Origin of the sequence: Spirillospora sp. NPDC127506 (assembly GCF_040302145.1) — a bacterium.
Classification (GTDB): Bacteria; Actinomycetota; Actinomycetes; order Streptosporangiales; family Streptosporangiaceae; genus Spirillospora.
In genome coordinates, this window is the sequence record NZ_JBEORG010000028.1 from 86,292 (window position 1) to 110,033 (window position 23,742).

Here is a 23,742-nt window from a genome sequence, read left to right on the forward strand (position 1 = left end):
GATCTAAAGGCCCGTCCCCTCGCGGACGTCGGGCCACGCTTCCTCAGCGCACCGAATCCGGGCGGTCAGGGGCCAAGGAGGCGACGTCTAGAAGAGCCCATCCGGCTGGTGGGAGCCACCAGTCGCGCCCCTTGTGCGTCTGACCTTTCTGGCTCCCTTGTCTTTCTTGTCATGAAGGCCAGCGGCGACCTCGGCCGCGTAGCGCTCATGGTTCAGTTCAAGGAGGCGATCCACAAGTTCCCGTTGGACGGCCCGGGGCACGGTGTAGCGCATTTCCCGTCCGGTGTCGTAGTGGCCGTGGTCGAGTTGCGGGACCAGGTCGTCCCATCCGTACGCCCGGCACACCGCCTCATCGATCATCTCGTGGATCTGCCGGAGCTCCACGATGTCCGTATCCATGCACTGCGGGTCGTTCACCAGGTTGTACGTCTTCGTGAGCCCAGTCTGCCTTGCCAGCATGAGATCGCGCCGGAACCGATCCAACCGGTCCCCTAGCACCCGCATCTCGGTCGTCATCCCCGGCAGCGGCAATGTCTCGAACACGTCCGATGCCGTGTAGCGAAGGTCCGCCTTCATTGAGGAGGCCCGCGACACCGACCACCAGTAGTGGGGCGAACTGCTGAGAAAAGCCAAGACCGCGGGATCCTCTGTCGCAAAGACGTTGAGCGCATGGGAGAAAACTCGCCCGGATGGCACCATAACGGGCATGACGGCTTTACTCACCTTCGTGAGCACTATTACACGCTCCAGCGGAGCTATAGCCCGATAAAGCGCATCGCGAGGACGTTCGAATAACCACCACTTTTCACGGATCGCCTTGTTCGAACTTCTCATCCGCACAGGGAGCACATGGCGCCGAACCACTTCGTAGCACTCGCGATAAGATTCAGCCTGCTCTCGTCTCCAGTCATGAAAATTGATGACGTAGCGACTGGCAGAGGAGTCGGGCCTGAAAACGATATCTTCGCCGTTCAAGTACGGGTAGAGCACTTCCTCATACTTTGGGTCGTCTCGCAGCAATCGACGAGCCCAGTCAGCCGACACGATGAAACCACTGCCTGTGACCTTCGTCCCCTCGAAGGCGAGGCCACTATTGCGAGCAAGACGCTCTGCCACCCCGTTGACACGCGTTATCGGGTCGAGAGCCGCGGTTATACCCGGAACAACTTCCCCATCCGCCACGCACTCGGCTGCCGTTCCGAGGGGAGCCTTTGACGTCCAGACCACGCAGTACTCAAGTGAAACCCTCTTCGAAGGCCACGGCTCACTCTTGATCGCTCTACGAATGCATGTCCCGGTCGCGCAGATCCGATCCAGACCCACCTCGCGCGTTCCACCCTGTGCAAGGGTGTTCGTGGCGACCAAACCGGTCTGTCCATCCGATCCCAAGATTTCGTGGGCACGGATCAGGAAGTAGGCGACCAGGTCCGCGTTGCCCCTGGCACCACCGGCGACCACCTGGACCAGAGCATCCCGGTAGGCGCCTCCCAACAAACCGCTGATCTTTGAGCCCCCTCGGAAGGGCGGGTTGCCGATGACGGCGTCGAAGCCGCCGCTCTCAAAGACCTCTGGGAAGACTAGCGGCCAGTGGAGGGGGCGGCGATCGATGGCTCCGTCCGGCAGATCCGCGCGGAGCCACAGCCCGCATCGACGGCGAACTGCGAGGATAGCGCTGTCATCGCCGGACATAGCTTCGCGCGCGGTCGCCACGGCCAGTTTCGAGGCGGTGTCGAGGCCGGTTCTGCCCCTGCCAGCATGGGCGAGGGCGGCTCCGGTGGTGAGGTCGGCGAGGAGCTGGGCCCATTCGGTGTCTCGCGCGACTCCGTCCAGGATCAGGCGCTTGTCATCCAGCTTGTTCAGGTCGGTACCTTCGATCTCGACCAACCGGCGACGCTCGATGGCGACGCGGCGAACGAGGGCGCGGATCTCCGAGGTCAGATCGAAGAGGGCGCCGTCGTCCTCATGGAGAGCGCGGCCTCGTTCCGCGTCCATGTGCATGACTTCGAGCTGGTCGAGGGACGTGATGCCCAGCAGGGAATCGCCGATCATAAGGCGGTCGTCCAGGAAGGCAAACGGACGGTCGGGGCAGACCAGCCATAGCGACAGCTTGGCGATGTCCACCGCCATATCGTTGATGTCAGCACCGTAGAGGCAATGCTCGATGATCTGGCGGCGGGCCTCGACAACCACCGAGTCGGCATCGGCGTCGAAGCTCGGGACCGTGGCTGCGGATTCGTAGTCGCGGACGCGTTCGTCGTTCTCACTGATCCATGCGCCGACCAGGTGATTGGCGAGATAGCGGCAGGCTGCCACCAGGAACGCCCCCGATCCCATCGCGATGTCGACGATCTTCAACGAAAGGATCTCGTCCGACGAGAGGGGGACCCATTCTTTACGGTCTGCGGTCTGCACTGGGCCTGGGAAGTAGACAAGTGGTTCCAGGGCGCTCTCAACGACCTTGGTCGCGAGCTCACTCGGCGTGTAGTGGGCACCCGTCCTCTGACGGAGGGACGACTCGGTCACGTACAGCGCGTCCGTCAGGATGACCATCGGCAGATCGCGTAGGTCCCGGCGGATGAGGCCAAAGAAGGGCAAGAGCCGTTCGGCCAGTTCATAGTCACCCCAAGTAACCGCTAGCAGCTTACGCTGCGCCTCTTTCTTCTCGGCCTGCGCAAGGGGTGCAAGACGTCTTTCGATAGCCTTTGGAGATCCGATACGGGAGTCTTTGTACTCCTCAGCGAGTCTGGCGGCCAAGGAGGAGACATCCGGGCAAGCACTCGCCATATCTTCGAGCGTGGCGAGAGCCACCTCCTCTTCGTGGCCCGGCCTTCCGATCAACCCGACATACGTTTCATCAGCATAGTAGGCGTCGTGCGAGAGGAGTCCTTCATAAACGTATCCAATTTCTTCTACAGCCAGGGTCCGGAAGGACAGCCTGCGCCGCTCACGCAACTTCCCCGCCCCGATCTGCACGTACTGCACCGCCTGCAGAATGTGCAAGACAGTACGGTCGTCGATCGTCTCCGGCAGCCATGGGTAGCGGTCAGCATCGAAGATGGAGCCGTCATGGGGCGGTATCGGCATGTCCGGATGGTCGATGCCTCGGTAGACCGCGCTGAACAGAGCAAGAAGACGGGACCATCCCGCATGGGTGTGTTCCAGGTCCTCCTCGCTGCCATCCCGGACGCGCTCCTCAAGTTCACTGCACAGAAGCCCGGCTGAATAGGACTTCCTGTAGAGCGGCCTGTCCGCGGGTAACAGTCCGCATTCTTCCGCGCAGAGGAGGAAAATGATGCGCATCAATACGGCGACGGCACCGCGGTACACCTCGCGAGCGGGAATGTCACCGATCCCGGTGCCGCCCCGGGCGATATCTGAGGTGTGGGCGCGTCCGATGGCCGCGACGAGCAGCTCCACGGCCTGGCGCACTTGGACGCCCAGCGCCTCGGTTATCTCCTCCTGGCTGTCCTTGCTCGCTTCCAAGAGGTGGGGCAGCGTCTCGTCGTCCGGGACGCCGAAGAATCGCGTCCGGGAGAGAATGGACACGAACGCGCGGACGACATCGCGTTCCGCCGCCTCCTGCCAGTTACCCGCGTCGAAGACGGCCGTTGTGGTGACGCCGCCGCGCGGAGCCCAGATCAGCGCCCACCAGCGTCCGTCGGTGGCGAGTCCGAGCGGGACGTTGTGGTGGCGGCAGAGCTGTGCGAGCCGATCCGCCGGTGTCGCCGGCCAGTCAGACTCCTTGATGCGCTGGTTCGGGTGCCCGGCACATATGAGGCCGAGAACACGGATGGACTTCGCGTCCGTCCCCGCGTCGGCCCCCGGCTCGCGCAGCGCGAAGGACGGCGCTACCGTCGTGTCATGCGTGGGGACGTCCATGGCAAGGTCGGCGATGTCGTCCTCGAACTGGACGAGTTCTCCCCAGCCAAGAAGTTCAGTCAGGACGAAGTCGATCCACGGTCGTCCAGGAAAAGCTTTGTGCTCCAGCCGGAGACGTTCACGGGTCTCCTTGCCCAGCGCGTCGAGTGCGGGCCAGGTGCGGCGGAGGACCGGGAGGCTGAGGAACGGACCGGTGATATCGATCAGACCGAGCCATCTCGTGTGGTCGAAGTCCTCCTGACGCCTGGCATATCGCGCCATTCATCGGCCCTCCCACTTCGGCCTGTATCCCATTACTAGGCCGCGACGGGTCCGTCCTCCTCTCCCTCCCGCATCAGGCGCACCTACGTCTTTTGCATGAGGCGGTGGGATCAACGGCCTTGTGTGCTGCGGCGGCCGGCGAATCGCTGGAAGTCGTCGTCCGGTGGGGAAGTCCGTCACGCACGTGGACTCGCCCACCACCGGGAGGGTGTTGGTCAGTCGTTCAGGAGGTTCCAGGCGGCCAAGGCGAGCCGGGCCCGGGTCAGGCCGGTTGGGGTTGTCAGGTCGGCGGCCAGGGTGCTGCCGATCTGGTCGAGGCGGCGGGCGACGCTGCTGTGGTGCCGGTGGAGGACGTCGGCGGCGCGGCGCAGGGAGCCGGTGGCGCAGTAGGCGTCCAGGGTCTCCAGGTCCTCCGCGGACAGGCGGGCGATCGCGGCGACGTCGGCGTTGTCGCGCATGGCGTCCGGAGGGATCCGGGCGAGCAGGGCCAGCGCGCCCAGGTCGTCGTAGTGGACGACGGGGCGCCGCGGCGCCGTGAAGCGGAGGGCGGTACGGGCCTGACGCCAGGACTGGTCGGGGCTCCCGGCCGCGCCGATGCCCGCCCGCACGTCCGGAGGGAAGCCGGACGTGTCGATGGCGGCGGCCATGATGACGCCCACGCCGTCGAGCGGTGCCGACTTGACCGGGCGGGACGCGCACACCAGCCCGGCGACCCGGTCGAGGGGCAGCGCCGACCGCACCGCGGCGACGCAGAGCGGCGCGGAGGCGGCGAAGCCCAGCAGGCGCAGCGCGCGGGCCCTGGCCGCCTGGTCGCCGTCGGCGCTGATGGCCAGTTCCACGAGGGCGGGGTCGGCCATGGTGGTGCGGGCGGGCCCGTACCGTTCGAGGACGGCCGCGGCGGCGATGGCGAGCCGGTCCAGCAGCACCTCGTCCAGCGGGACGGGCGGGCCGGGGCGTTCCAGCCACACCGCGCCGATCTCCTCCTCGTCGAGGACGATCGGCACCGTGCTGGACGCGGCCCCGGGCGGGCCGGACAGCGGCGTGCCGTCGGACGCGGCGCGGACGACCTGCCCCGTGCCGTGGATCCGGATGCCGGCCGGGCACTCGGCGAGACCCGCGGACGCCCGCGCGAGCGCCGGGAGGTCCACGCGCCGGCGCATCAGCGTGTCGTAGAAGACGACGACGCGGATCGCGCCCTCGGCGTACGAGTCCAGTCCCGACAGGCGGACGGCCAGAGCCTCCATGTCCGAAGGATAAGGCCACGGTCGTCGCGCGGCCCGGGGCGAATGCGCGACGCACGGCGGATGATCCCGGCGGCCGTCGTCATCAGGATGGACGTCATGGATCCCGAACTCGACGCGTTCCTCCCGTTCATCCCGAAGACCGACCTGAGCGATCCGATCGCCGCGCGCAAGCAGCTCGCCGAGCTGGCCGCCGCGGCGCCGAAGGAGGTCACCGCGGCGGCGGCCCCGGGCACCGAGGGCATGGAGGTCGAGGACCGCACGGTGCCCGCCGCCCCGGGCGTCCCGGGCGTCCCGGTGCGGATCTACCGTCCGAGCCCCGCCCACGGCGCCGTCGTCTGGCTGCGCGGCGGCGGATGGATCGTCGGCGACCTGGACACCGAGCACCCGACCGCCACCCGGCTCGCCGGGGCGTCCGGCGCGGTCGTGATCTCGGTGGACTACCGCCGGGCCCCCGAACACCGGTTCCCGGCCGCGCTGGACGACGTCTACGCCGTGCTGGAGTGGACGGCGGAGAACGCGTCCGACCTCGGCGTCCCCCCGGACCGGATCGCGGTCGGCGGCCACAGCGCCGGCGCGGGCCTCGCGGCCGGGGCGGCGTTGAGGGCGCGCGACGAGCAGGGGCCGCCGATCCGCTTCCAGCTCCTCAACCAGCCCACGCTGGACGACCGGCAGGAGACGTGGTCGCAGCGCAACTTCACCGACACCCCCTGGCAGGACCGCGACAGCCTCACCGCGGTGTGGCGGCACTACCTGGGCGACGCCCCCGCGACCCCGTACGCCGCCCCCGCCCGCGCCGACGACCTGTCCGGCCTGCCGCCGGCGTACGTGTCCGCCGCGGAGTTCGACCCGCTCCGCGACGAGGACATCGACTACGCGCTGCGCCTGCTCCAGGCGGGCGTCACGGTCGAACTGCACCAGTGGCCGGGGACGTTCCACGGCTCGCACGCGATCCTGTCCGCCGACGTGTCGCAGCGGCAGATCGCCGAACTCGGCGCCGTCCTGCGCCGCGCCCTGGCCGGGGAGGGCGACTGATGAGCGACATCCGGCCGGATCTGCGCCGCCCCCTGGGCGACTACGGCATCGACGGCGACTTCCGCGTGATCCCCCCACGCGGACACGCCGTGATCCTCGCCCTGATCGGCATCGCTCTGGTCACGCTGACGATCCGCAACGCCGTGACCGGCGCCGTCACCGCCGCCGTGGTGTTCGGCTTGTCAGCGCTCGCCTTCGCGCTGTTCGTGGGCTCGTACCTGCGGGCGTCCCGCGTCGGGAAGTTCGAGGTGTGGGCCCGCGTCCTCGGCGGCCTGCGGCTGCGCGGCGACGAGCACGTCCTGGACCTGGGCTGCGGACGCGGCGCCCTGCTCGTCTCCGCCGCCAAGCTGCTTCCCCACGGCCGCGCGGTCGGCCTCGACCTCTGGCGTGCGGACCAGTCCGGCAACAGCCCGGACGCCACCCGCCGCAACGCCGAACTCGAAGGCGTGGCCGACCGGGTCGACGTCGAGACCGGCGATATGCGGCGGCTGCCGTTCGTCGACGCGTCCTTCGACCTGGTCATCAGCAACCTGGCCGTGCACAACGTCCCGTCCCGTGAAGGTCGGCAGGCCGCCATCGACGAGGCCGTCCGCGTCCTGCGCCCCGGCGGACGCCTTGCCATCGGCGACCTGCTCCACACGAACCGATACCGCGGACGCCTGGAAGAGCTGGGCATGACCGACGTGGAACGCCGCAGCCTCGGCTGGCGAATGTGGCTGGGCGCCCCCTTCTTCCCAACGAGACTCGTGACGGCGACCAAACCCATCTAGTGTCTTGAGTAGCTAATTCATTGGCAGTATGCGGCGAGGGTTTCGAGGATCTCGTCGGCGGGCTTGGTCCACACGAACGGCTTGGGATCGGTGTTCCACTCGTTGACCCAGCCGCGGACGTCGCGCTCCAGTGCGACGACGCTGCGGTGGGCCGAGCGGCGCAGTTCGCGGTTGGTGACACGCCCGGAACGCCTTTCGTAGCGCGGTGGGCGGCCGGCCGTCCAGCACCCGGCACCGGCCCCCACCGCCGACCTGTTCTCGATCAACGGATCGGCCCGCCGACGCCCGAATGCCCGCTCCCCCCTGCAGAATGGTCGGCATGCGCAGGTCGGATCGTTGGGCGTTCGCCGTCCTGGGGGTCGGTGTCGCGGCGATCTTGGGCGGCATCCAACTGGCGGGCATGCTGGACGACCCGCCCGCGCCGCCGGCGTCCGAGTCCGAGTTCTGCCCTGAGCATCCCGGCGGCGGAGCACGGTCCGACACCCGTTACGTGGAGAGGGGCGAGCCCTACCGGGGCGACGGCCCGCACCCGGTGGCGCTCAACCTGCGGTATGCCCAGGTCGGGAGCATGGACATCCCTGACCAGTGGAAGCCGGGCCAGGACGGCTCTCCTCCCGGCCCCCAGCTGGTCGCCTGCGTCTACCAGGACACCGCCGGTCCCCGGAAGGAACTCCGCGAATGCCTGTACTGGCATTTCCTGGGCACTGCGATCGACCCTGAGCATGCGACGAAAGTCGCGCTGCTGAAGACCTCGTACATCGTCCAGCTGTACGAGGCCGAGACCGCCAAGCCGGTCGGCCGGATCAACGTGCCGGGCGCCGAATCGTGCCCGACGGCCTACAAGGTGGGCTCCGGCGACACCATCCGCCAGGAACCCGACGCCAAGAAGCTCCAGGCGGCCCTGCGCCCCCACATCGAGCGCTCCGTCGCGGCATGATCCCGCCCCACGGCAGTCGACTTGAACTCCGCTGAACTCCACCGGAAGGCGCCCGCAAGGACGCCGGTGACCCCGGAACGCCCCACATGTCACCCCATAGCCGAGGCACAGCCGGGGTCCGACCAGGTCGGGGACGCCGGAGCTTGTTCGAAGATCAGGTCGGACGATCAGCGGGTCGGGTGCTGCTTGACCTGCTCAATCAGGTTGGCGAACTCCGCAACGGACAAGGTGAGGTGTCCCCCATCCGGATCTTTGCTGTCCCGCACCCCGATCCCAACCCCGGACGAAAGACGTCCCAGCTCAACGCAGTGCTCGTCATCCGCTCCGCCACTGTGGGTGCTCTTTCGCCACTGCATGATCATTCGTAGCTCTCCAAGTACCGCTTGATGATCTCGCGCGAGTCCTCCAGGGAGGCCGCCTTCGCGCCGATACGATCGAACTTAACCGACAATTCACGAACCTCGCCAGGCGTTTCGATCAAGCGGCCACCGTTCTGGGCACCCGAATAGGCGATGTCGCGGCTCTCCAAGCTGAGAATCTGGAGCGATCCGTCAACACCAAGATGAGCGCCTGACTTGAACGGGACGATACGTAGGCTGACCTGCGGCAGGTCAGCCATGCGGAGCAGGTGCTCCAACTGCGCCTTGTGCACCTCCGGGCTGCCGACCTCACGTGCCAGCACGCTCTCATCGATCGTTGCCCACATCTCGACCTCAGTCCCCCGCTCGAAGAAGGACTTCTTTCGAGCAACGCGCCTCTCCATCGCGGCCTCGAAGTTCTTCGGCGTGCCGGACTGGACGTACGCCCAGGTGTATTCGTCGGTCTGGAGGGCGAGCGGGATGACCTGGCCGTGGTAGGCCTTGATCAGGGTCGCCTCCTGCTCGTACTTGACGAGTTGCTTTCCCCAGTTGGGGTCATGCGCCATTCGGGCAAACCAGAGCAAGAGCTGAAATAGCAGACCCGTCCCAAAGTGCTGATCAAGCGCCCGAACATGATCGTCTTGCAGGCGCCGCCGCCCCGCCTCGAAGTTGGATACAGTGCCCCGCGTTACTCCCATGATCTCTCCGCACTGGGTCAGCGATAGCCCCATCTTCTCTCGCCAAAACCGCAGGTAGAAGGCCAGGAAGTACCACATCGACACCTTCGGGTCGAGGGGTTCGCGAACGATCGGCATTGCGCCCTCCCTGTATTCATCTTCGATGACTACAGGCAAAACGTAGAACAGTGCGGTGATCCTTGTCACAGGAAATCGGAATCTCGGGCAAGGACGGGACGATGGCGATGACGGCGACCGTAGAGCCGATCATGCCCCTTACGGGCACACCTTCCGCAGTGGGACTGGCGCGCGCTTTCGTGGACGCACAAATCCGCAAATGGGACTACTCACACATTCTCGACAGCGCGCTTCTCATCGTCTCGGAACTCGTCACCAACGCGGCCCGCCAGACGCCGGACAAGGAGATCCGTCTCCAGCTCAGCCGGGACGCCTACGGGATCACCATCGCCGTCTGGGATGCCGACCACGAGCTACCCAAGGCCACGCCGATGACCGAACTCACCCTCGAAGACCTCGACTTGTCCGAGGGGGCGTTCGATGACAACGGCGGCTGGGGTCTTCACATCGTCCGGGCCCTGTCCGCCAAGTGCGGTGTCACCGCCGACCCGGCCGGCGGCAAGTGGGTGTGGTCGCGCATGCACCCGTAGCGGCTCCGAGCCCGCCGTCACGACCAGAGCACCGGCCCCCAGACGGCCCGAGGAGCACGCCCGCACCAGCAGTCCAGCCATGCCCCCGACGCGAGGTAGCACGAAGATGACCACCATTGACGATCAGACGGCCATGCCGATACCGGGGCGGCGTCTGTTCCTGGCCACTCTCGATGAGGCCGTCCGCGAGCGCGGCGGGATGTCGTGCGGCATCGTCCAGCGCAGCGGCACACCCGTCCTGTACGTGATCAACGCCGAGTCACCCGGCAGATTCACCGAGGTCGGCGCCGACTACATCGGCGGCGCCTGGGTGTTCACCTGGGCCGGCACCGGCGCCGCGATCAGCGCGGCCGAGGCCCCGACCACCGCAGCCGCCACGATCGCCCGAGCAGTCGGAGCCCGTCCGTGAGGGGAGCCGACTTCGCTCAACTCGCACGGCTGTTCCTCCTCTTCGGAGCGGTCTGCCTCCTGTTCGGAGCCATGGCGGGTTACGTGCTGGGGCCGGGCCTGGTGCACCGAACCCGCCGCCTGATCCGGAGGCTGCGCCATTGAGTTCCTCCCCGGCCTAAAGGCGGGGGATTCCAACCGTCGCCGGTTGGTCTTCCTGCTTCGAGCCCGACACCGCCGCCCAGCTCATCGTCGGCGAGGTCGACAACCTGCTGGACCTGGTGGCCCAGGCCGCGTCCGTGCTGATCCGGCCGTCCGAGCAGGTCAGGGCCGTCCAGCTGCCTCGTCGGCCGGACCGAACGGCGTGCGGGCCGGGCTCGACGGCTTCTACGCCAGCGAACGGCGCAAGCTGCTGGTGGTCTTCGAGATCCCGGCGATTCCCGCGCTGGGACTGGCCGAGGTGGCGACGCTGGAGCCCACCTGGGTGGAGCTTCCCGCGCTCAAGGAGCACACCGTGACCGTCCCCGTGCACGTGAACGTGGGTGCCGGGGGACGAGGCGGCGGGTCGCGTCCCAGATCCGGTGGTGCGCACGGAGGTCGCCTACTTGCGGACGCAGCAGGCCAAGCGGCGGGCGTCCGCTCATCTATCGAAGGGCGACACCAAGTCCGCGCTCCGCGAGATCGGTGACGCCCGGTTCGCCGGCCTCAGGCTCTGCGCTTCTGCTCGATCCAGACTCTTCCTCCCAGGACGAAGGTCATGATCCCTACGCCCACGAACGGATAGAGGTAGCGAACGTCCACGACCAGCGGCACAGCCACCATCACCACGGCGACCAGCGCGATCATGGCGAAACGCTTCGCTTGAACCTTCATGTCGTCGTTCCCGGGCGACCTGCTCATCACGGCATGCACGACCAGGGCCACGACGGTGGCAAGGCCCAGCATCCCCGGGATCGCGAACCAGAAGAAGGTGTCGCTGATGATGGTGAGCACCAGCGCGTAGGAGACGGCGAAGCCCCCCGCCAACACGGCGACCTTCCGCAGCGGACCCCGCTCCTTCGCGCCGGTCTTCCCGGGTGAAACCGAGGGCTCCTGCAACGTCCCCTCCCGGCCGCCACGGCCAATGATCATCGTGATCGTCCAAGGTAGGGGCGTCGGGCCCGGGATGGCCACACCCGACCACCGGCCCGCCTCGCCGAGCAACGAACCCCGTCCTCCGAGCCGCGGCATCCCGGCCATCTCATGGACGGGCATGTGTCGATCAGGGCGGTACGACCGGCCTCGAACATCGCTTTGGTCTACTAAAACCACGGTCGCCCGACGAAAATAATGAACCACGGGGGCTGTAGCAATCAGTACGCGTAGCCCTACAGTGCGGAGCCATGGCACATCCTCCCCCATACGGCCATAGCCCCCACAATCCTCCTCCTTACTATCAAGAGCCCCATAATCCTCCGCCGTACGGCGGAGCAGACCCCGTATCAGCGTCATCCCGGCGCCCAGCGTCGCCGTGACGGTGCCAGGACCGTGGCCAACGTGGTTCACGTGGTCACCGGCATCATCGTGTCGATCTTCCTGCTGCACATCGTCTTCGTGATCTTCGGCGCGAACCAGGGCAACGGCTTCGTCCACGGCATCTACAACGTGGCCAAGGCCCTTGTGCTCGGCCTGGGCGACGTCTTCACCCCCGACGACGCCACACTCGGGGTCGTCTTGAACTACGGGTTCGCGGCGCTGCTCTACCTCGTCATCGGCCAGCTCATCGTCCGCGCGCTGAACCGCCCCTGACCGCACCAGAGCAACGGCGACGAGCTCGCACTAGGCCTGCCCGCGGTCCAGGACCTCGTCCCATTCCTTGATCGTCCAGCTGGACACGACACCGTGGCGGACGAACGGATCGCGGCGGATGAACTCCTCCGCCGCTTCCTGGGTCGTGAAGACGGCCATCGAACCGTCCGCCTGCGGGTCGGCAAAGGTGCCGATCATCAGCAGGCTGCCGTCCGCGACGTACGTTTCGTAGTGCGCGACGTGCTCGGCGAAGAACGCGGGCGCCTTGGCCGCGACATCCTCGGCCGACTCGTAGAAGACGACGTACTTCATGAGCAATGACCTCCGATGCCCGCCGATCGCCGTCCTTCCCCTGCAACCCTTATCCGCAGCCTATGCACGCCACCTGACCGGGGCATCACGCCGCTGAGGACGGCCGGCGTCGCCCGCCGGGTCCGGCCCCGCCGGCACCGCGCGCACGCGTGTGCTCCCCGCACCGCCATCGCGCCGGAGAAGGATTTCGTAATCCCTTCGTCTCACGAGGTAGTCATCGATCTGGCTGCCCAGCTGCGTTGGCCCGGCCGGGCGGACGTATCGCGACCCTGTTCTCTGCCGGGTTCGGGTGTGACGCCGTTCTGCGCCTGGACGTCCTCAACGATGGGACGGCCGTGGGCACATTCGCCGGATCGGCCGACTACATGGTGATGCGTGCTCAGCGCCTCGCCCACGGGTCGGCCCGATCATGGGTGCAAGCCGTCCAGAGGGACGTCGAGTAAGCCGCACGGGCCTGGACCCCCGCTCACTCCCCTACGGCCCGCCGAGCGTCGACCCTGCCGTGGCCGTCCTGTGCCGGGCGTGGTCTCAAGGTTCTACTCCGACGCCACCGGAGCGATCCTGTGGGTCCTGGACCGCGAATCCCACCATGGCTCGTGGGCCTCAGTCGACTACGAGCCCGGCCTACCCGACTACGAGGTTCAACAGGCAGGCGACCGCTCCCTCTAGGACGAGACCGAAGCCGCCTACCTGCAATGGCTCAAGTGAGGACGCCCCGACATCACCCGCTCCGGCATCACCGTCACACCCGACAAGCAAACGATCTGGCTGGACGCTCTAGCCAATCCCGTCTGACGCACAACAACCGGCGCCCTGCCCCGATCACCCAGCCGGGGCAGGTTTTCCAGTGCCGCCACTCATCGGTGTCCCCGATGGGGTACGGGTGGACGCGCTGATGTGCGGTTGCAAGGCCCGGACGCAGTGCCGTCGATACGATCGGAAGGCGTTGGTTCCCCGGCTCGCATGGCGTCCGGATGTGGACCTGTTCCCATGCCTTGCCTTGTCTCGTTACCCGGTTACGTTGGTCAGGAGTTCCCATGGCGTCACAGCAGTTCGACCCCCCTTCGGGCACCCGCGACTTCCTCGCCGGTGCGCTGCGCACCCGCGAGCACGTCTTCGCGCAAATCCGCGAGGTGTTCGAGCGGTACGGGTTCGAGCCCCTGCAGACGCCGGCGTTCGAGCGCCTGGAGACCCTGACCGGCAAATACGGTGACGAGGGCGACAAGCTGATCTTCAAGATCCTGCGCCGCGGGGAGCACGAGGCCACCGGCGAAGCGGACCTCGCCCTCCGCTACGACATGACAGTCCCGTTGGCCCGGGTCGTCGCGAGCTACGGCTCACAGCTACCGACACCGTACAAGCGCTATGCGATGGGGCTGGTGTGGCGGGCCGACCGTCCAGGCAAGGGACGGTTCCGCGAGTTCGCACAATGCGACGTGGACGTGGTCGGTTCGGCGTCGCCGCTGGCCGACGCCGAAGTAGTGTGCGCGCTCACCGACGCGCTTGACGCCGTCGGCGTGCGCGACTACCGGGTGCTGGTGAACTCGCGGCAGGCACTGTCGGGTCTGCTGGAGGTTTATGGCGTTCCCGCCGAGCTCGGCGGCGGCGTGCTCATAACCTTGGACAAGCTCGACAAGCTCTCACCCGACAAGGTCGCGGCCGAGTTGGTGGACTCCCGGTCGCTGGCACCTGACATCGCCAATGCGCTAGTGGGTGACCTGACGGCCGCCGATGCCGTAGAGCGCATGCAGACAACGCTGAAGGACAGCGAGGCCGGACGTGCGGGTCTGGAGGAGATCGGCCGCCTATTGCGATTGGCGTCCCCGAAGGTGGGCGATGACCGGATCTCGTTCACTCCGAGTCTGGTCAGGGGCTTGGACTACTACACCGGTGTGATCTTCGAGGTGGTCGCCGAAGGCATGCCGGGCTCGATCGCCAGCGGCGGCCGCTACGACCGGCTGATCTCCGCACTCGGGGGCCCGGACGTGCCGGCCTGCGGCGGCTCTCTCGGTGTCGAACGGATCATCGGCCTGCTCGGCGACGACGAGGGCGACGCGCACCGGATCGACGTCGCGGCAACGGTGATCGCCGAGGACACCGCACCTGAGGTCATGGGTTTCGCCGCACGACTCCGCGACGCCGGCCTGCGTACGGAGGTGTACCTGGGCGCCAGCCGCAAACTCGCCAAGCAACTGAAATGGGCCGCTGACCGCAAGGCGCGGTTCGCGCTGATCTATGGGGCCTCCGACAAGGAGGCGGGGGTGGTCACGGTGCGGGACATGGATTCCGGAGAGCAGGCCCAAGTCTCACCCGCCGAGCTTGCCGCGTATCTCACCGGGAGGTGCGCGCCGCCGAGGTAACTCCACGATTGGAGCGATGGATGGGTGTGCAAGGGGATCGCATCTTCGCCGCGATCGAACAGAGGGGGTTCCCCGACCCTTGGTCAGCCTTCGGGGAGTGCCTGTCATGGGAATCGGCCTACGCGGTGCAACTCAAGCAGGCCATCGACCAGGCACGTAAGGGCACCAACGCCCAACTCGGACGGGACATATCCGTCCTCTTCCAGAGGAAGACCGCCAATCTAGCCGACGCCCGCAAACTCCTCGACGACGTGCTCATCGAGTACGACCGGAACGGAACCTGGCAGATGTTGGACGAGCGTGTCGCCCGTCTGGACATCGACGATGTCTCCGAACGCTGGGCCAAGGGCCTCGTCGAGCATCCCTTCCCCATCGCCCTGCTGTCTCTCCAGTTCAACTGGCGCCACATGAAGGAGCACGGCGTCCGCGCGTTCTACGAGATGACCGCGCGCTACGTCGATGACCTCATCGCAAACACGGACCGCTGGGAACGAGCATGGGCAGCCGAGGAAGCAACCGGCGCCATCGACCGTGTCACCACGGTGGAATGCGACCTGGCCTCCGAGGAAGCCCCCATGCACTGCGACATCTGCAAGAAAACCATCACCGCACTGCTCTACCTGGACGAGTAACCATCCGAGCCGGGCCCTTCCTCTTCTCCAGCGGAAGGGCCCGGCACCATAGTGCTGCATGCGAGCGGTCAGCCGCGTCCAAGGGTTGGCGGTTCGTCACGGGTCTCATCACGTCCGAACTTGTCACAACCGGCTCGCCAGACGCCGCACCGGGGAACCACCGGGAAACTGGCCTATTGTCATAGATGCACGCGGCCGGCCGGCGGGCCAACGCCCCACCCGGTCCTGCCCGTCAGCGGCGGGCCGGTCGATCACCATCACCTCGACGCGGCGCCGCTTGTTTCAGTGAGATCGTTCCATGACCCGGGAGGCGGACCGAGGACCATCCGAGTCAACTTGATCACACACCAGCCGAACGCACTTTTCCCAACTCCACCGACAGCGACTCCGATGAGGCAGGGACCAGCGTGCCGAGGACGAGCGCACCTTGCTTCGTCCCCCGCTTCGTTACAAATCGCGGGTCGAGGATGTTGTTCACCTTGCTGATCATCGACATCCGGATCGTCTGAACAACCTTCTTTGTCCGTGTGGGGCCGTGCGACCGATCAGCGGTTCCATGGTCACAGTTCCCAAAAAAGTCTTCTACAAGAGCGACTAGCATCAGAAGTGTGCGTCGCTCGATATCTTCAGGATCAAGCCCGTGTATTCCGGCCACTGACAGCGCGTACAGCACCGAGGCTTCGAAGGAGGCGGGCAAGTCGACCACGGCGGCTTGCATCGCCGTATTCGCCCCGGCCGCTGCTGCACCTTGAGTCGCTCCAGCGATTACAGCAGCGCCGAAGGAGAATTTGTCCATGTAAGCGATAAGCTCTGCGAGAGTCTTGTCATGGTGAACCCGCCGCAGACGTTTGACGTTCGCGACCGCCAACGACAGTTGACTCTCAAGCGCCCCATTGAGGCGCGTCTTGAGAAAAGCAACAGGGTCGAACTCATTTAGCGCCGAGCCGCTGGTTGTATTGGCGGCTGGGCGTGAACGGGTGGTCAACGTGCCGGGTCGCCGCTGAAGCCGTCTATCCGGGGCAGCTTCGCCTCGATCGCGTAGTGGATTTCGACGTCGCGGTAGGTGACGTGCTCTTCGACCTCGTCCGGCAGGTTGGTCCGGGTGCTGCCGGACGTGGACTCCACAGCGGCGTCACCGGTGAACACCACCCGGTTTTCGGGAGCGGTGTTGAAGCGGAGTTCGTCGGCTTTCACCTTCGCCGAGAAGCGGATCTCTATCGGCTGTTCGGTTCCGGACCGCTCGTCGCGACTCATTTGGACGACCCGGCGTAGTTCGAGAGCACGCGGAGGAGCGCCTTTCCCAGGTCCCGCACGGACTCCTCGGCCTCGCGGAACGCGTCCCGAGGAGCCGTGACCTCCGTTTGCTCTGTGTCAGAGGCGTTCTGCTCGTCCTCGTCGCCGGTGTCCTTGGTCTCCTCCGCCGGGCTCTCGGACTTTCCGGCCTCCTCGCCACCGGCGCCCTCGGTTGGCCCGGGGCTCTCGTCCTTCCTGGCCTCCTCGCCGCCGGTGCTCTCGGTCTCTCCCGCCTCCTCGCCGCCAGCGCCCTCGGTTGGCCTGGGCTTCTCGGGCTTCTCGGCGTCCTCGTCGTCGGTGTGCTTCGGCTGGTCCGCATCCTTGGGCTGCTCGGAGTCCTTGTCCGGCTTGGCGTCTTCGGGGGGTTCGGCGGTCTTGTCGTCCGTGGCGCCTCCGGTGGTGGCGGCGACCGTGTCTCCGGCTTCCTTGCCCAGGTCTTCGGCTGCCGCGCCGGCGCCTGAGCCGACGTCCTCGACCGCGCCTCCAGCCCCGGAGCCCACGTCCTTCACCGCGCCGCCGGCACCCGAGCCGACGTCCTTCACCGCGCCCCCGGCTCCTGAGCCCACGTCGCGGACGGCGCTTCCGGCGCCCTCGCCTACGCTGTCGACGGCTCCGCCAGCGCCGCGGCCCACGTCCTCGACGGCGCCGCGCGCGCCTCGGCCCACCTGGTCCACCGCGGTTCCCGTTCCGGCGCCGACGTCGCGGACCGCCGACTCCACGCCGCGTCCGATGTGCTGGAGGATCTCCGGGTTGCGGTCTAGCGTGGTGAGCACCCGGTCGACGATCACGACCACGTTGTCCAGTCGGACGTCGAGGAGCGCCTGAGCCTCGACCCCCTTGATCCCCAGCTCGACCTTGCCGAGGACGACGTCCGCGCCCACGTTCAGCCGCAGCAGGTCGAGGACCTCCGCGGACAGCGAGACCCGCGCCCGCAGGTCCTCGACCTCCAGCGTGATCTCGTCCACCTTGAGCTGCGGGACGTCCAGGTGGACGTCCGGCCCCTCACTGCCCATCGGTACCCCCGCACCTCTGGTCGGGCGTCACTGTGCAATCGTCTCGCTCCCCGAGCAGGGCGGGCGAAAACGTCGCCGCGACGCCGGGTCAGGCGTCGGCGCTCGCCGGTTCACGGTCCTTTGACTCATCCTGGGACTGGTCATGTGACTCGTCCTGGGGCTGGTCCTTCGACTCGTCCTCCGCCTCTTCCTGTGGCTGGTCCTGTGACTCTTCCTTGAGGGCGTCCTCGTGCGTCTTGACGACCTCCCCGTCGCGGATCTCACCGCGCCAGCCCTCGGTCTCCTCCTGGTTCAGGAGCGTCCGGGTCATCATGTGCCGCTTGATGTTCTTGAAGTCGAGTCGGAGGCGGCGTCCCTGGGCGCGCCACAGGTTCGCGGTCTTCTCGAAGAAGCCGTCCGGGTGGTATTCGGCCACGAGCAGGACGCGCGTCATGGTGGGGGCGAGTTCGTGGAAGGTCACGGCCCCGTCGACGAAGCCCTTGGCGCCCTTGGACTTCCAGACGATCCGCTCGTCCGGGACCTGCTCGGTGATCGTCGACTCCCAGCTGCGGTGGGACAGGAAGATCTGCGCCCGCCAGTTGATCTTCTCGTCGGACTCCTGCTCGACGCTCTCGACCTTCTTGGTGAAGCTCGGGAAGTCCGCGAACTGCGTCCACTGGTCGTAGGCGACGCGCCGGGGCAGGCCGACATCGAACTCCTCGACGATGTTGACCACCTTGGCGTTGTCGGCGCCCTTGCTCTTGCCGTCACCGCCGCCGCCCACGGCCTTCTTCACCTTCTCCTTCACGCCGGTCATGCCCGCGCCGACGCCGGCCTTGAGCGGCGAGTCGCCTTGAGCGATCTTCTTCGCCCCCGTGGCCGCCATCTTCGCGCCGGTCCCTCCACCGGCGTCCGCGGCGTCGTTCAGCCGCTGGGTCAGGCCGTCCACGCGGCCGCTGGCCTTCTCCAGCGTCTTCACCATGAGCGCCTGGCCGAGCCCCCGGACGGCGTCCTTGAGCTGCTCGACCGGGAGTTCCGTGGGTTTGGCGCTGCCGTTGTCTCCGGTGTCCGTCCCGGTCACGGTCACCACTTCGCTTCCTTGTTGACGTCTCTCTGCCTCGGACCCCCCATAGCCCAAGAAGCCCGGACGAAACGAACAAAACGACCACTGACCAGGGAAAAGGAAAGATCTACCCGCCGCATACGCGGAGCAGGCCGTCAGAAGGTGATGGCGACCTTGCCCCGGGCGTGGCCGGGCTCGATGTAGCGCAGTGCGTCGGGGATGTCGGTGAACGGGAACGTCCGGTCGATGACGGGCGTGACCTGTTCCTTCTCCATGAGTTCCGCCAGGTATTGGAGGTCCGCGGAGTTGGGCTTCCAGCTGACGCTGCCGATTCGCTGGCTGACGAACGGGGAGGTCAGGGCGCCGCGGAGTTGCTGCGCGGCGGGGCCGAGGAGCCGGCCGCGGGCCGCGGCGATGCCGCCGACGAGCACGAGCGTTCCATGCGGTGTCAGGGGACGGCGGAGCCGCGCCAGCGACCGGTTGCCCACGATGTCCATGAGCAGGTCGTATCGCCCAGTCCGTTCGGTGAAGTCCTCGCGGGTGTAGTCGATGACGTCGTCCGCGCCCAGGGAGGCGACGAGTTCGACGTTGCGGGTGCTGCACACGCCGGTGACCTCGGCCCCGAGCGCCTTGGCCAGCTGGACGGCGAACGTGCCGATCCCGCCCGACGCCCCGTTGATGAGGACGCGCTGCCCGGCGGAGATCCGTCCTTCGTCCCGCAGCCCTTGCAGCGCGGTGTGCGCGGCCATCGACACCGAGGCCGCCTGTTCGAACGTGAGGTTGGCGGGCTTGGCGGCCAGCCTGTCCTGCGGGACGGCGACGGCCTCGGCGAACGAACCGAGCCGGACCTCCCCGAAGACCTCGTCCCCCGGCTGGAAGCCCGTCACGCCGTCGCCGACCCGCTCGACGACGCCGGCGAGATCGGCGCCGAGGATCAGGCCGCGCTTCGGGCGGCGCAGGCCGTTCGCGAGCCTCGCCAGCGCCGGGTCGGCCCGCACGTGGCGCCAGTCGTAGGGGTTGACGGACGCCGCCCGCACCCTCACGAGCACCTCGTTCCGGGCGATGCCGGGTTCGGGGACGTCCTGGAGGGTCATGACGTCGGGCGGGCCGTAGCGGTCCCAGGTCCAGGCCCTCATGGTCGCCGCCCCCCGGTGTCTGTCGTACGCCGTAAGGTTGTCATACGTCGTAAGGTAATCGTACGGCGTAAGGCGGTCAAGGGCGGCGGCGGAGAAGAACGCGAAGGGGACCGGCGGGCTCAGGAACCGGCGGCGCGGCGCCGCTCCAGCCCTTCCAGGATCAGGTCGAGCGCGAACTCGAACTCGAACTGGTCGTCGCAGAAGCCGAGCGTGCCGTCGGGGTCATCGTGGACGGCGACCTCCAGCATCCCGACGATGTTCGGGAACTGGTCGCCCATCTGCTCCATCATCGCGGCGGCCTCGGCGGTCGAGATCCCGGCGGCGTCCGGCCGGAACAACTCCTGGGTGAACCCGAGAGCGCGGCTGCCCAGGACGTGCAGCGCCCGGTGGGCCAGGTCGAACGAGAACCCGCCCGCCCGCAGGATGCCGACGACGCGGTCGTAATAGGCGATGACCAACGGGCTGGTGGTGCTGCGGGACTCGAGTACCTGCGGCGCCCACGGGTGGCGCAGGAGGACCTCCCGGGCGGCGAGAATCCGTGCCCGCAGCGCCGCCCGCCAGTCCTCTTCCGGGGCCGGGGCATCGACCTTCTCCACCGCCGCCGCGATCTCCCCGAGGACGACCTCGACGACCCCGTCGAAGACGGCGTCCTTGTTGGCGACGTGGTGGTACAGCGACATCGCCTCGACCCCGACCTCCTGCGCAAGCCGACGCATGGTCAGCGCGTCGAGGCCCTCCCGGTCGGCGAGCCCCACGGCGGCCCGGAGCACCCGCCGCCGGCTCAGCGGAATGCGCGGCTGCTCTGCCGACTCGTCGGCGTCGCCGCCAGGGATCATCGATCGTCCTCCCGCCCATCGCACCCGTACACAGTAAGTCTCTCGCCTACCTGCGCCATGGGCGGGACCGGAGAAGCCGTCAGCTCAGAAGATCTTCGGCCTTGTCGATGACGGCGGCTCGCTGGACCCAGCGCTCGAGCTGGTCGGTGTCCGTGCAGTTCTCGACACGCTCACGAACCTCGTTGGGAACGGCGATCCCACGGGCCTTCAAAACCAGCAGAACCGACTTGGCCTCCCCCTGAACCTTGCCCCTGGCGATGTGGTTCTTGGCGAAGTCCGATTCCCACTCGTAGTCGGCGATCTTCACTGTCTCCTCCAGGAGCTTGCGGGCGGTGTCGGAGAATCGGGCCCTCAGATAGTCATGGTATAGCTCGCCAGTGTCCCCGGAGAGGCGGTCGATGGCGGCTGCCACGCTGGTCAAGACCGCTTCGGCGTGTGGTCCGTCGGCGTGGGCGGGGGCGCTGAGCACGGCGAGTTCAGGCAGTCGGCGGGCCTGGGCGGGGTCGGTGACGGGAGGCAGCATCCCGGGGTGGAAGGTCAACGGCCTGAGCACCCATTCGGGGTGGCCCATGTCGATCGGTTCGGCGCAGCGCCGAGCGCCCGCCTCATTGCGGCAGAAGACCAGCAGGGTCGCTCCGCACCGGTGGCGGAGCCGGAACAGCGCCACGTAGGCGGGCCAGCTGAAGTGCTTCTCCTCATCGAACTTGAGCTGGGACTCCACGATGATGCCGTGGCTGGGCTTCTTGGGGTCGTCCAGGAGGACGGTGGCGTCGCAGCGCAGCTCGGCCGGGTTCAGGACGGACCGTTTTCCCTGGTCGGAAGGGGTGGGGCGCCACGTCTGGTTTGCCGGGTGGCTGCGACTTAGTGGGGCTAGATCTCCAGGGCGCCGCGGGGGTGGCCGTGCTCGCGGCCGCAGGCGGTGAGGGCGAGGACGCCGTGGCCCCGGACTTCCGTCTGGCGGCCCACGGAGGACGGGTCCACCGAGGCGCGGGCGGCGAAAGTCGTGGCGTGGCACGGGTCGGGGATGCCCAGTTCGGCCTTCAGCCGGTTGTAGCGGGCTCCGAACGCCTCGCTGTCGCCGATGTCGATGCCGTCGAAGGCGTCGTCAGGGAACGGGTCGATGTGCGGGAGGATGTAGCCCTCCTCGGCGGGGTGGGGCCCGCCGATCTGATCGTCCTCTTCGTAGATGTCGTAGTAGCGGACGATCTCGCCCTTCTCGGCGACGCACCAGGCCGTCCAGTCGTCGCCGCAGCTCGCGCCGTACCAGTGCGCCTCGCCGAAGCGGGTGCTCAGGGTGCGGCAGTGGTCCATGAACTGGTCCTGCTCGAAGCTCTCGGCGGAGTGGAAGGGGTTGCCGAAGACGAGTGTCCAGCCGTCCAGGCACGGGGACACGTACAGGCGGCGGCAGGCGTGGTGGGCGGAGTCCCAGCCGTGGTGGTCGCCGTTCCAGGCGGACGCGCCGAGCCGCATCGTTACGGGTTCGGGGTCGGTGAGGTCGAACGCCTCCAGGACGGCCTTCTGGTCGCCGGTCGGGAGGGCGAACCAGGTGCCGCACAGGTGCATCGGCTCGGGGACCTCGGCCGCCTGCTTGACGCGGATCAGGCGGCGGACGGCGGCCAGGTCGCGGTCGTCCAGCCCGGCTGGGCCGGCGACCTCGGCGAGCGCCGTGAGCGCGGGCCGGCGCAGGCGTCCCGCCGTGGAGGAGCGGCGGATGTCACGGAGGAGCGGCACCACTCCGGGGCCGAGCTCCGGGAGGGCCCAGATGGCGCGCTGCCTGACGTCTGGGTCCGGGTCGTTGAGGAGGGCGATCAGGTCTGGAGCGTGCGGGAGGGCCGTTTCGCCTTTCAGTTGGAGCGTGTAGGCGCTGTTCGCGCGGACCCGCGGGCTGGGATGCCGCAGGCCGGGGACGAAAGCTGAGATGTCGTCTATTTCAAGGCCGCTGTGAGCCCAGCCGCAGCGGCGCGCCACCTCGGCGGTCGGAGCCGTGGCCATGGCCTCGATCAGCGGGTCCAGGGCGGGGCGTCCGATGCGGCGCAGCACGGTGGCGCTGGTGGCCCAGTCGACCGGGGAGTCCTCGTCGCAGAGGACGTCCAGGACGGGACGCACCGCTTGGGCGCCGAGGGCCACCAGGGCATCGCTCGCGGCGCGGTGCCCTGGGCCGGCCAGCCGCTTCACCAAGGTTTCGATCTTCACGGCTGGATGATGGCATCACCCGGTGACATGCAGGATTCCGTGTGCGCCGGATTCGCCGTGGCGCATGTCGTGGTCGACGAACGGGTAATGACCGGGCTCGGGGACGACGGTTTCGACGAAGCCGCCCTGACCCGGAGCCAGATCCAGGATCTGCGCGCCGCCCGCATCGCCCTTGCGCAGCAGATACGCGCCCTCCTTGTAGACGGTGTCGAACTGCGCGCCGACAATATGGAACGCCGCGGGCGTGGACGGGCCGGCGTCCACCACCCACACCCGCACCCGATCCCCGGTCCGCGCGGTCAGCGGCGCGTGATCGTAGCCGGCGGCGGTGCCGTTGAACATCCAGGCGTCCGGGCGGCCCTCACGCATCTTGGCCACCTGCCCGGCCGAGCCGGGCTGCCCCAGATACAGCTCCCCCTGCACCAGCACATACTCCCGATCCACCCGCGGCAGACCCGGCGGATCGATGATCACCGCGCCGTACATGCCGTTGGCGATGTGCTGCAGCATCGGCATCGTCGAGCAGTGATACAGCCACGCCCCCGCCCGCTCGGCGGTGAACCGGTAGGTCAGCCGCTCCCCCGGCCCGATCGTGCGCATCGGCACATCCGGCGCCAGCGACCCGGCATGAAAATCGATGCCATGCCCCATCGCGGTGTCATTGACCAGCGTGATGGTGAACACATCCCCGACCTTGCCGCGCAGCACCGGCCCGGGCACGCTGCCGCCGAACGTCCACATCGTCTGCCGCACCCCGGGCGCGACCTCCAGCACCCGGTCGGTGGCGTGCAACTCCAGCCGATGCTCCTTACCGCCGGGCGCGGGCTTGAGCGCAGCATCGAACGGCTTCCAGCCGGGCGAGGGATCGGCCGCCATGTCCAGTTGGCCGGTGCCCATCGCCTCATGACCCATCGTGGAGGGGG

24 protein-coding genes are annotated in these 23,742 nt (G+C 67.7%); 8 read left to right on the forward strand and 16 right to left on the reverse strand.

Going from position 1 to position 23,742, the window contains the following annotated elements:
* Window positions 1-87 precede the first annotated feature (87 nt).
* Both ABTW95_RS24670 and ABTW95_RS24675 read right to left on the reverse strand, forming a co-directional pair.
* A complete protein-coding gene (locus ABTW95_RS24670) occupies window positions 88-4,140 on the reverse strand; it encodes an Eco57I restriction-modification methylase domain-containing protein (protein WP_500227497.1) in 4,053 nt (1,350 codons plus the stop codon).
* A gap of 215 nt (window positions 4,141-4,355) precedes the next feature.
* Window positions 4,356-5,384: a PucR family transcriptional regulator gene (locus ABTW95_RS24675; RefSeq protein ID WP_500227498.1), complete on the reverse strand. Its 1,029-nt coding sequence runs from the start codon at window positions 5,382-5,384 to the stop codon at window positions 4,356-4,358.
* 42 nt (window positions 5,385-5,426) lie between these two features.
* On the opposite strand from ABTW95_RS24675, the gene ABTW95_RS24680 reads away from it, so the two are divergent.
* A complete protein-coding gene (locus ABTW95_RS24680; protein WP_500227499.1) occupies window positions 5,427-6,416 on the forward strand; it encodes an alpha/beta hydrolase in 990 nt (329 codons plus the stop codon).
* Complete coding sequence (locus ABTW95_RS24685; protein ID WP_500227500.1) at window positions 6,416-7,186, forward strand: class I SAM-dependent methyltransferase; 771 nt, start codon at window positions 6,416-6,418, stop codon at window positions 7,184-7,186. Before ABTW95_RS24680 ends, ABTW95_RS24685 begins: the two co-directional genes overlap by 1 nt.
* 17 nt (window positions 7,187-7,203) lie before the next feature.
* Here the strand turns inward: ABTW95_RS24685 and ABTW95_RS24690 are convergent, their stop codons facing one another.
* Window positions 7,204-7,452, reverse strand: a complete 249-nt coding sequence (locus tag ABTW95_RS24690; protein WP_500227501.1) for a hypothetical protein — start codon at window positions 7,450-7,452, stop codon at window positions 7,204-7,206.
* Between the two features lie 53 nt (window positions 7,453-7,505).
* Between ABTW95_RS24690 and ABTW95_RS24695 the strand changes: the two genes are divergently transcribed.
* A complete protein-coding gene (locus ABTW95_RS24695) occupies window positions 7,506-8,123 on the forward strand; it encodes a hypothetical protein (RefSeq protein WP_500227502.1) in 618 nt (205 codons plus the stop codon).
* A gap of 167 nt (window positions 8,124-8,290) precedes the next feature.
* Here the strand turns inward: ABTW95_RS24695 and ABTW95_RS24700 are convergent, their stop codons facing one another.
* Both ABTW95_RS24700 and ABTW95_RS24705 read right to left on the reverse strand, forming a co-directional pair.
* Entirely contained in the window at window positions 8,291-8,485 is a 195-nt protein-coding gene (locus ABTW95_RS24700) for a DUF397 domain-containing protein (protein ID WP_500227503.1), read from the reverse strand.
* A complete protein-coding gene (locus tag ABTW95_RS24705; RefSeq protein ID WP_500227504.1) occupies window positions 8,482-9,366 on the reverse strand; it encodes a helix-turn-helix domain-containing protein in 885 nt (294 codons plus the stop codon). The genes ABTW95_RS24700 and ABTW95_RS24705 overlap by 4 nt, the downstream gene beginning before the upstream one ends.
* 32 nt (window positions 9,367-9,398) lie before the next feature.
* On the opposite strand from ABTW95_RS24705, the gene ABTW95_RS24710 reads away from it, so the two are divergent.
* Both ABTW95_RS24710 and ABTW95_RS24715 read left to right on the forward strand, forming a co-directional pair.
* Window positions 9,399-9,827, forward strand: a complete 429-nt coding sequence (locus ABTW95_RS24710) for an ATP-binding protein (RefSeq protein WP_500227505.1) — start codon at window positions 9,399-9,401, stop codon at window positions 9,825-9,827.
* Between the two features lie 106 nt (window positions 9,828-9,933).
* Window positions 9,934-10,236 (forward strand): hypothetical protein, encoded by a 303-nt coding sequence (locus ABTW95_RS24715; RefSeq protein ID WP_500227506.1) that lies wholly within the window; start codon window positions 9,934-9,936, stop codon window positions 10,234-10,236.
* A 683-nt stretch (window positions 10,237-10,919) separates the two neighbouring features.
* On the opposite strand, the gene ABTW95_RS24720 is transcribed toward ABTW95_RS24715, so the two are convergent.
* Window positions 10,920-11,345 carry a hypothetical protein gene (locus tag ABTW95_RS24720; protein ID WP_500227507.1) on the reverse strand — a complete coding sequence of 142 codons (426 nt, stop codon included), beginning with the start codon at window positions 11,343-11,345 and terminating at the stop codon, window positions 10,920-10,922.
* A 396-nt stretch (window positions 11,346-11,741) separates the two neighbouring features.
* Here ABTW95_RS24720 and ABTW95_RS24725 point away from each other — a divergent pair, with 396 nt between their 5' ends.
* A complete protein-coding gene (locus tag ABTW95_RS24725; RefSeq protein WP_396452823.1) occupies window positions 11,742-12,002 on the forward strand; it encodes a hypothetical protein in 261 nt (86 codons plus the stop codon).
* Between the two features lie 30 nt (window positions 12,003-12,032).
* On the opposite strand, the gene ABTW95_RS24730 is transcribed toward ABTW95_RS24725, so the two are convergent.
* Complete coding sequence (locus tag ABTW95_RS24730; protein WP_396452824.1) at window positions 12,033-12,314, reverse strand: YciI family protein; 282 nt, start codon at window positions 12,312-12,314, stop codon at window positions 12,033-12,035.
* 1,037 nt (window positions 12,315-13,351) lie between these two features.
* On the opposite strand from ABTW95_RS24730, the gene hisS reads away from it, so the two are divergent.
* Together hisS and ABTW95_RS24740 are read left to right on the forward strand one after the other, a co-directional pair.
* On the forward strand, window positions 13,352-14,674 hold the full coding sequence (gene hisS, locus ABTW95_RS24735) for a histidine--tRNA ligase (protein ID WP_396452828.1): 1,323 nt from the start codon (window positions 13,352-13,354) through the stop codon (window positions 14,672-14,674).
* Window positions 14,656-15,306 carry a hypothetical protein gene (locus tag ABTW95_RS24740; protein WP_500227508.1) on the forward strand — a complete coding sequence of 217 codons (651 nt, stop codon included), beginning with the start codon at window positions 14,656-14,658 and terminating at the stop codon, window positions 15,304-15,306. The genes hisS and ABTW95_RS24740 overlap by 19 nt, the downstream gene beginning before the upstream one ends.
* Before the next feature lie 340 nt (window positions 15,307-15,646).
* On the opposite strand, the gene ABTW95_RS24745 is transcribed toward ABTW95_RS24740, so the two are convergent.
* The 9 genes from ABTW95_RS24745 to ABTW95_RS24785 all read right to left on the reverse strand — a co-directional run.
* Window positions 15,647-16,291 (reverse strand): hypothetical protein, encoded by a 645-nt coding sequence (locus tag ABTW95_RS24745; protein ID WP_500227509.1) that lies wholly within the window; start codon window positions 16,289-16,291, stop codon window positions 15,647-15,649.
* Window positions 16,288-16,560, reverse strand: a complete 273-nt coding sequence (locus ABTW95_RS24750; protein ID WP_396452956.1) for a hypothetical protein — start codon at window positions 16,558-16,560, stop codon at window positions 16,288-16,290. Before ABTW95_RS24750 ends, ABTW95_RS24745 begins: the two co-directional genes overlap by 4 nt.
* Complete coding sequence (locus tag ABTW95_RS24755; protein WP_396452958.1) at window positions 16,557-17,612, reverse strand: ICP22 family protein; 1,056 nt, start codon at window positions 17,610-17,612, stop codon at window positions 16,557-16,559. The genes ABTW95_RS24750 and ABTW95_RS24755 overlap by 4 nt, the downstream gene beginning before the upstream one ends.
* A gap of 88 nt (window positions 17,613-17,700) precedes the next feature.
* Window positions 17,701-18,681, reverse strand: a complete 981-nt coding sequence (locus ABTW95_RS24760; RefSeq protein ID WP_500227510.1) for an SRPBCC family protein — start codon at window positions 18,679-18,681, stop codon at window positions 17,701-17,703.
* A 128-nt stretch (window positions 18,682-18,809) separates the two neighbouring features.
* The gene (locus ABTW95_RS24765) at window positions 18,810-19,790 is read right to left on the reverse strand and encodes an NAD(P)-dependent alcohol dehydrogenase (protein WP_500227511.1); all 981 of its coding nucleotides are present in this window, start codon (window positions 19,788-19,790) and stop codon (window positions 18,810-18,812) included.
* A gap of 119 nt (window positions 19,791-19,909) precedes the next feature.
* On the reverse strand, window positions 19,910-20,626 hold the full coding sequence (locus tag ABTW95_RS24770; protein WP_500227512.1) for a TetR/AcrR family transcriptional regulator: 717 nt from the start codon (window positions 20,624-20,626) through the stop codon (window positions 19,910-19,912).
* 79 nt (window positions 20,627-20,705) lie between these two features.
* On the reverse strand, window positions 20,706-21,347 hold the full coding sequence (locus ABTW95_RS24775; RefSeq protein ID WP_500227513.1) for a hypothetical protein: 642 nt from the start codon (window positions 21,345-21,347) through the stop codon (window positions 20,706-20,708).
* A 149-nt stretch (window positions 21,348-21,496) separates the two neighbouring features.
* Window positions 21,497-22,819: a HEAT repeat domain-containing protein gene (locus ABTW95_RS24780; RefSeq protein WP_500227514.1), complete on the reverse strand. Its 1,323-nt coding sequence runs from the start codon at window positions 22,817-22,819 to the stop codon at window positions 21,497-21,499.
* 15 nt (window positions 22,820-22,834) lie between these two features.
* Window positions 22,835-23,742: multicopper oxidase domain-containing protein (locus ABTW95_RS24785; RefSeq protein ID WP_500227515.1), on the reverse strand; the 908-nt coding region annotated here is incomplete at its 5' end.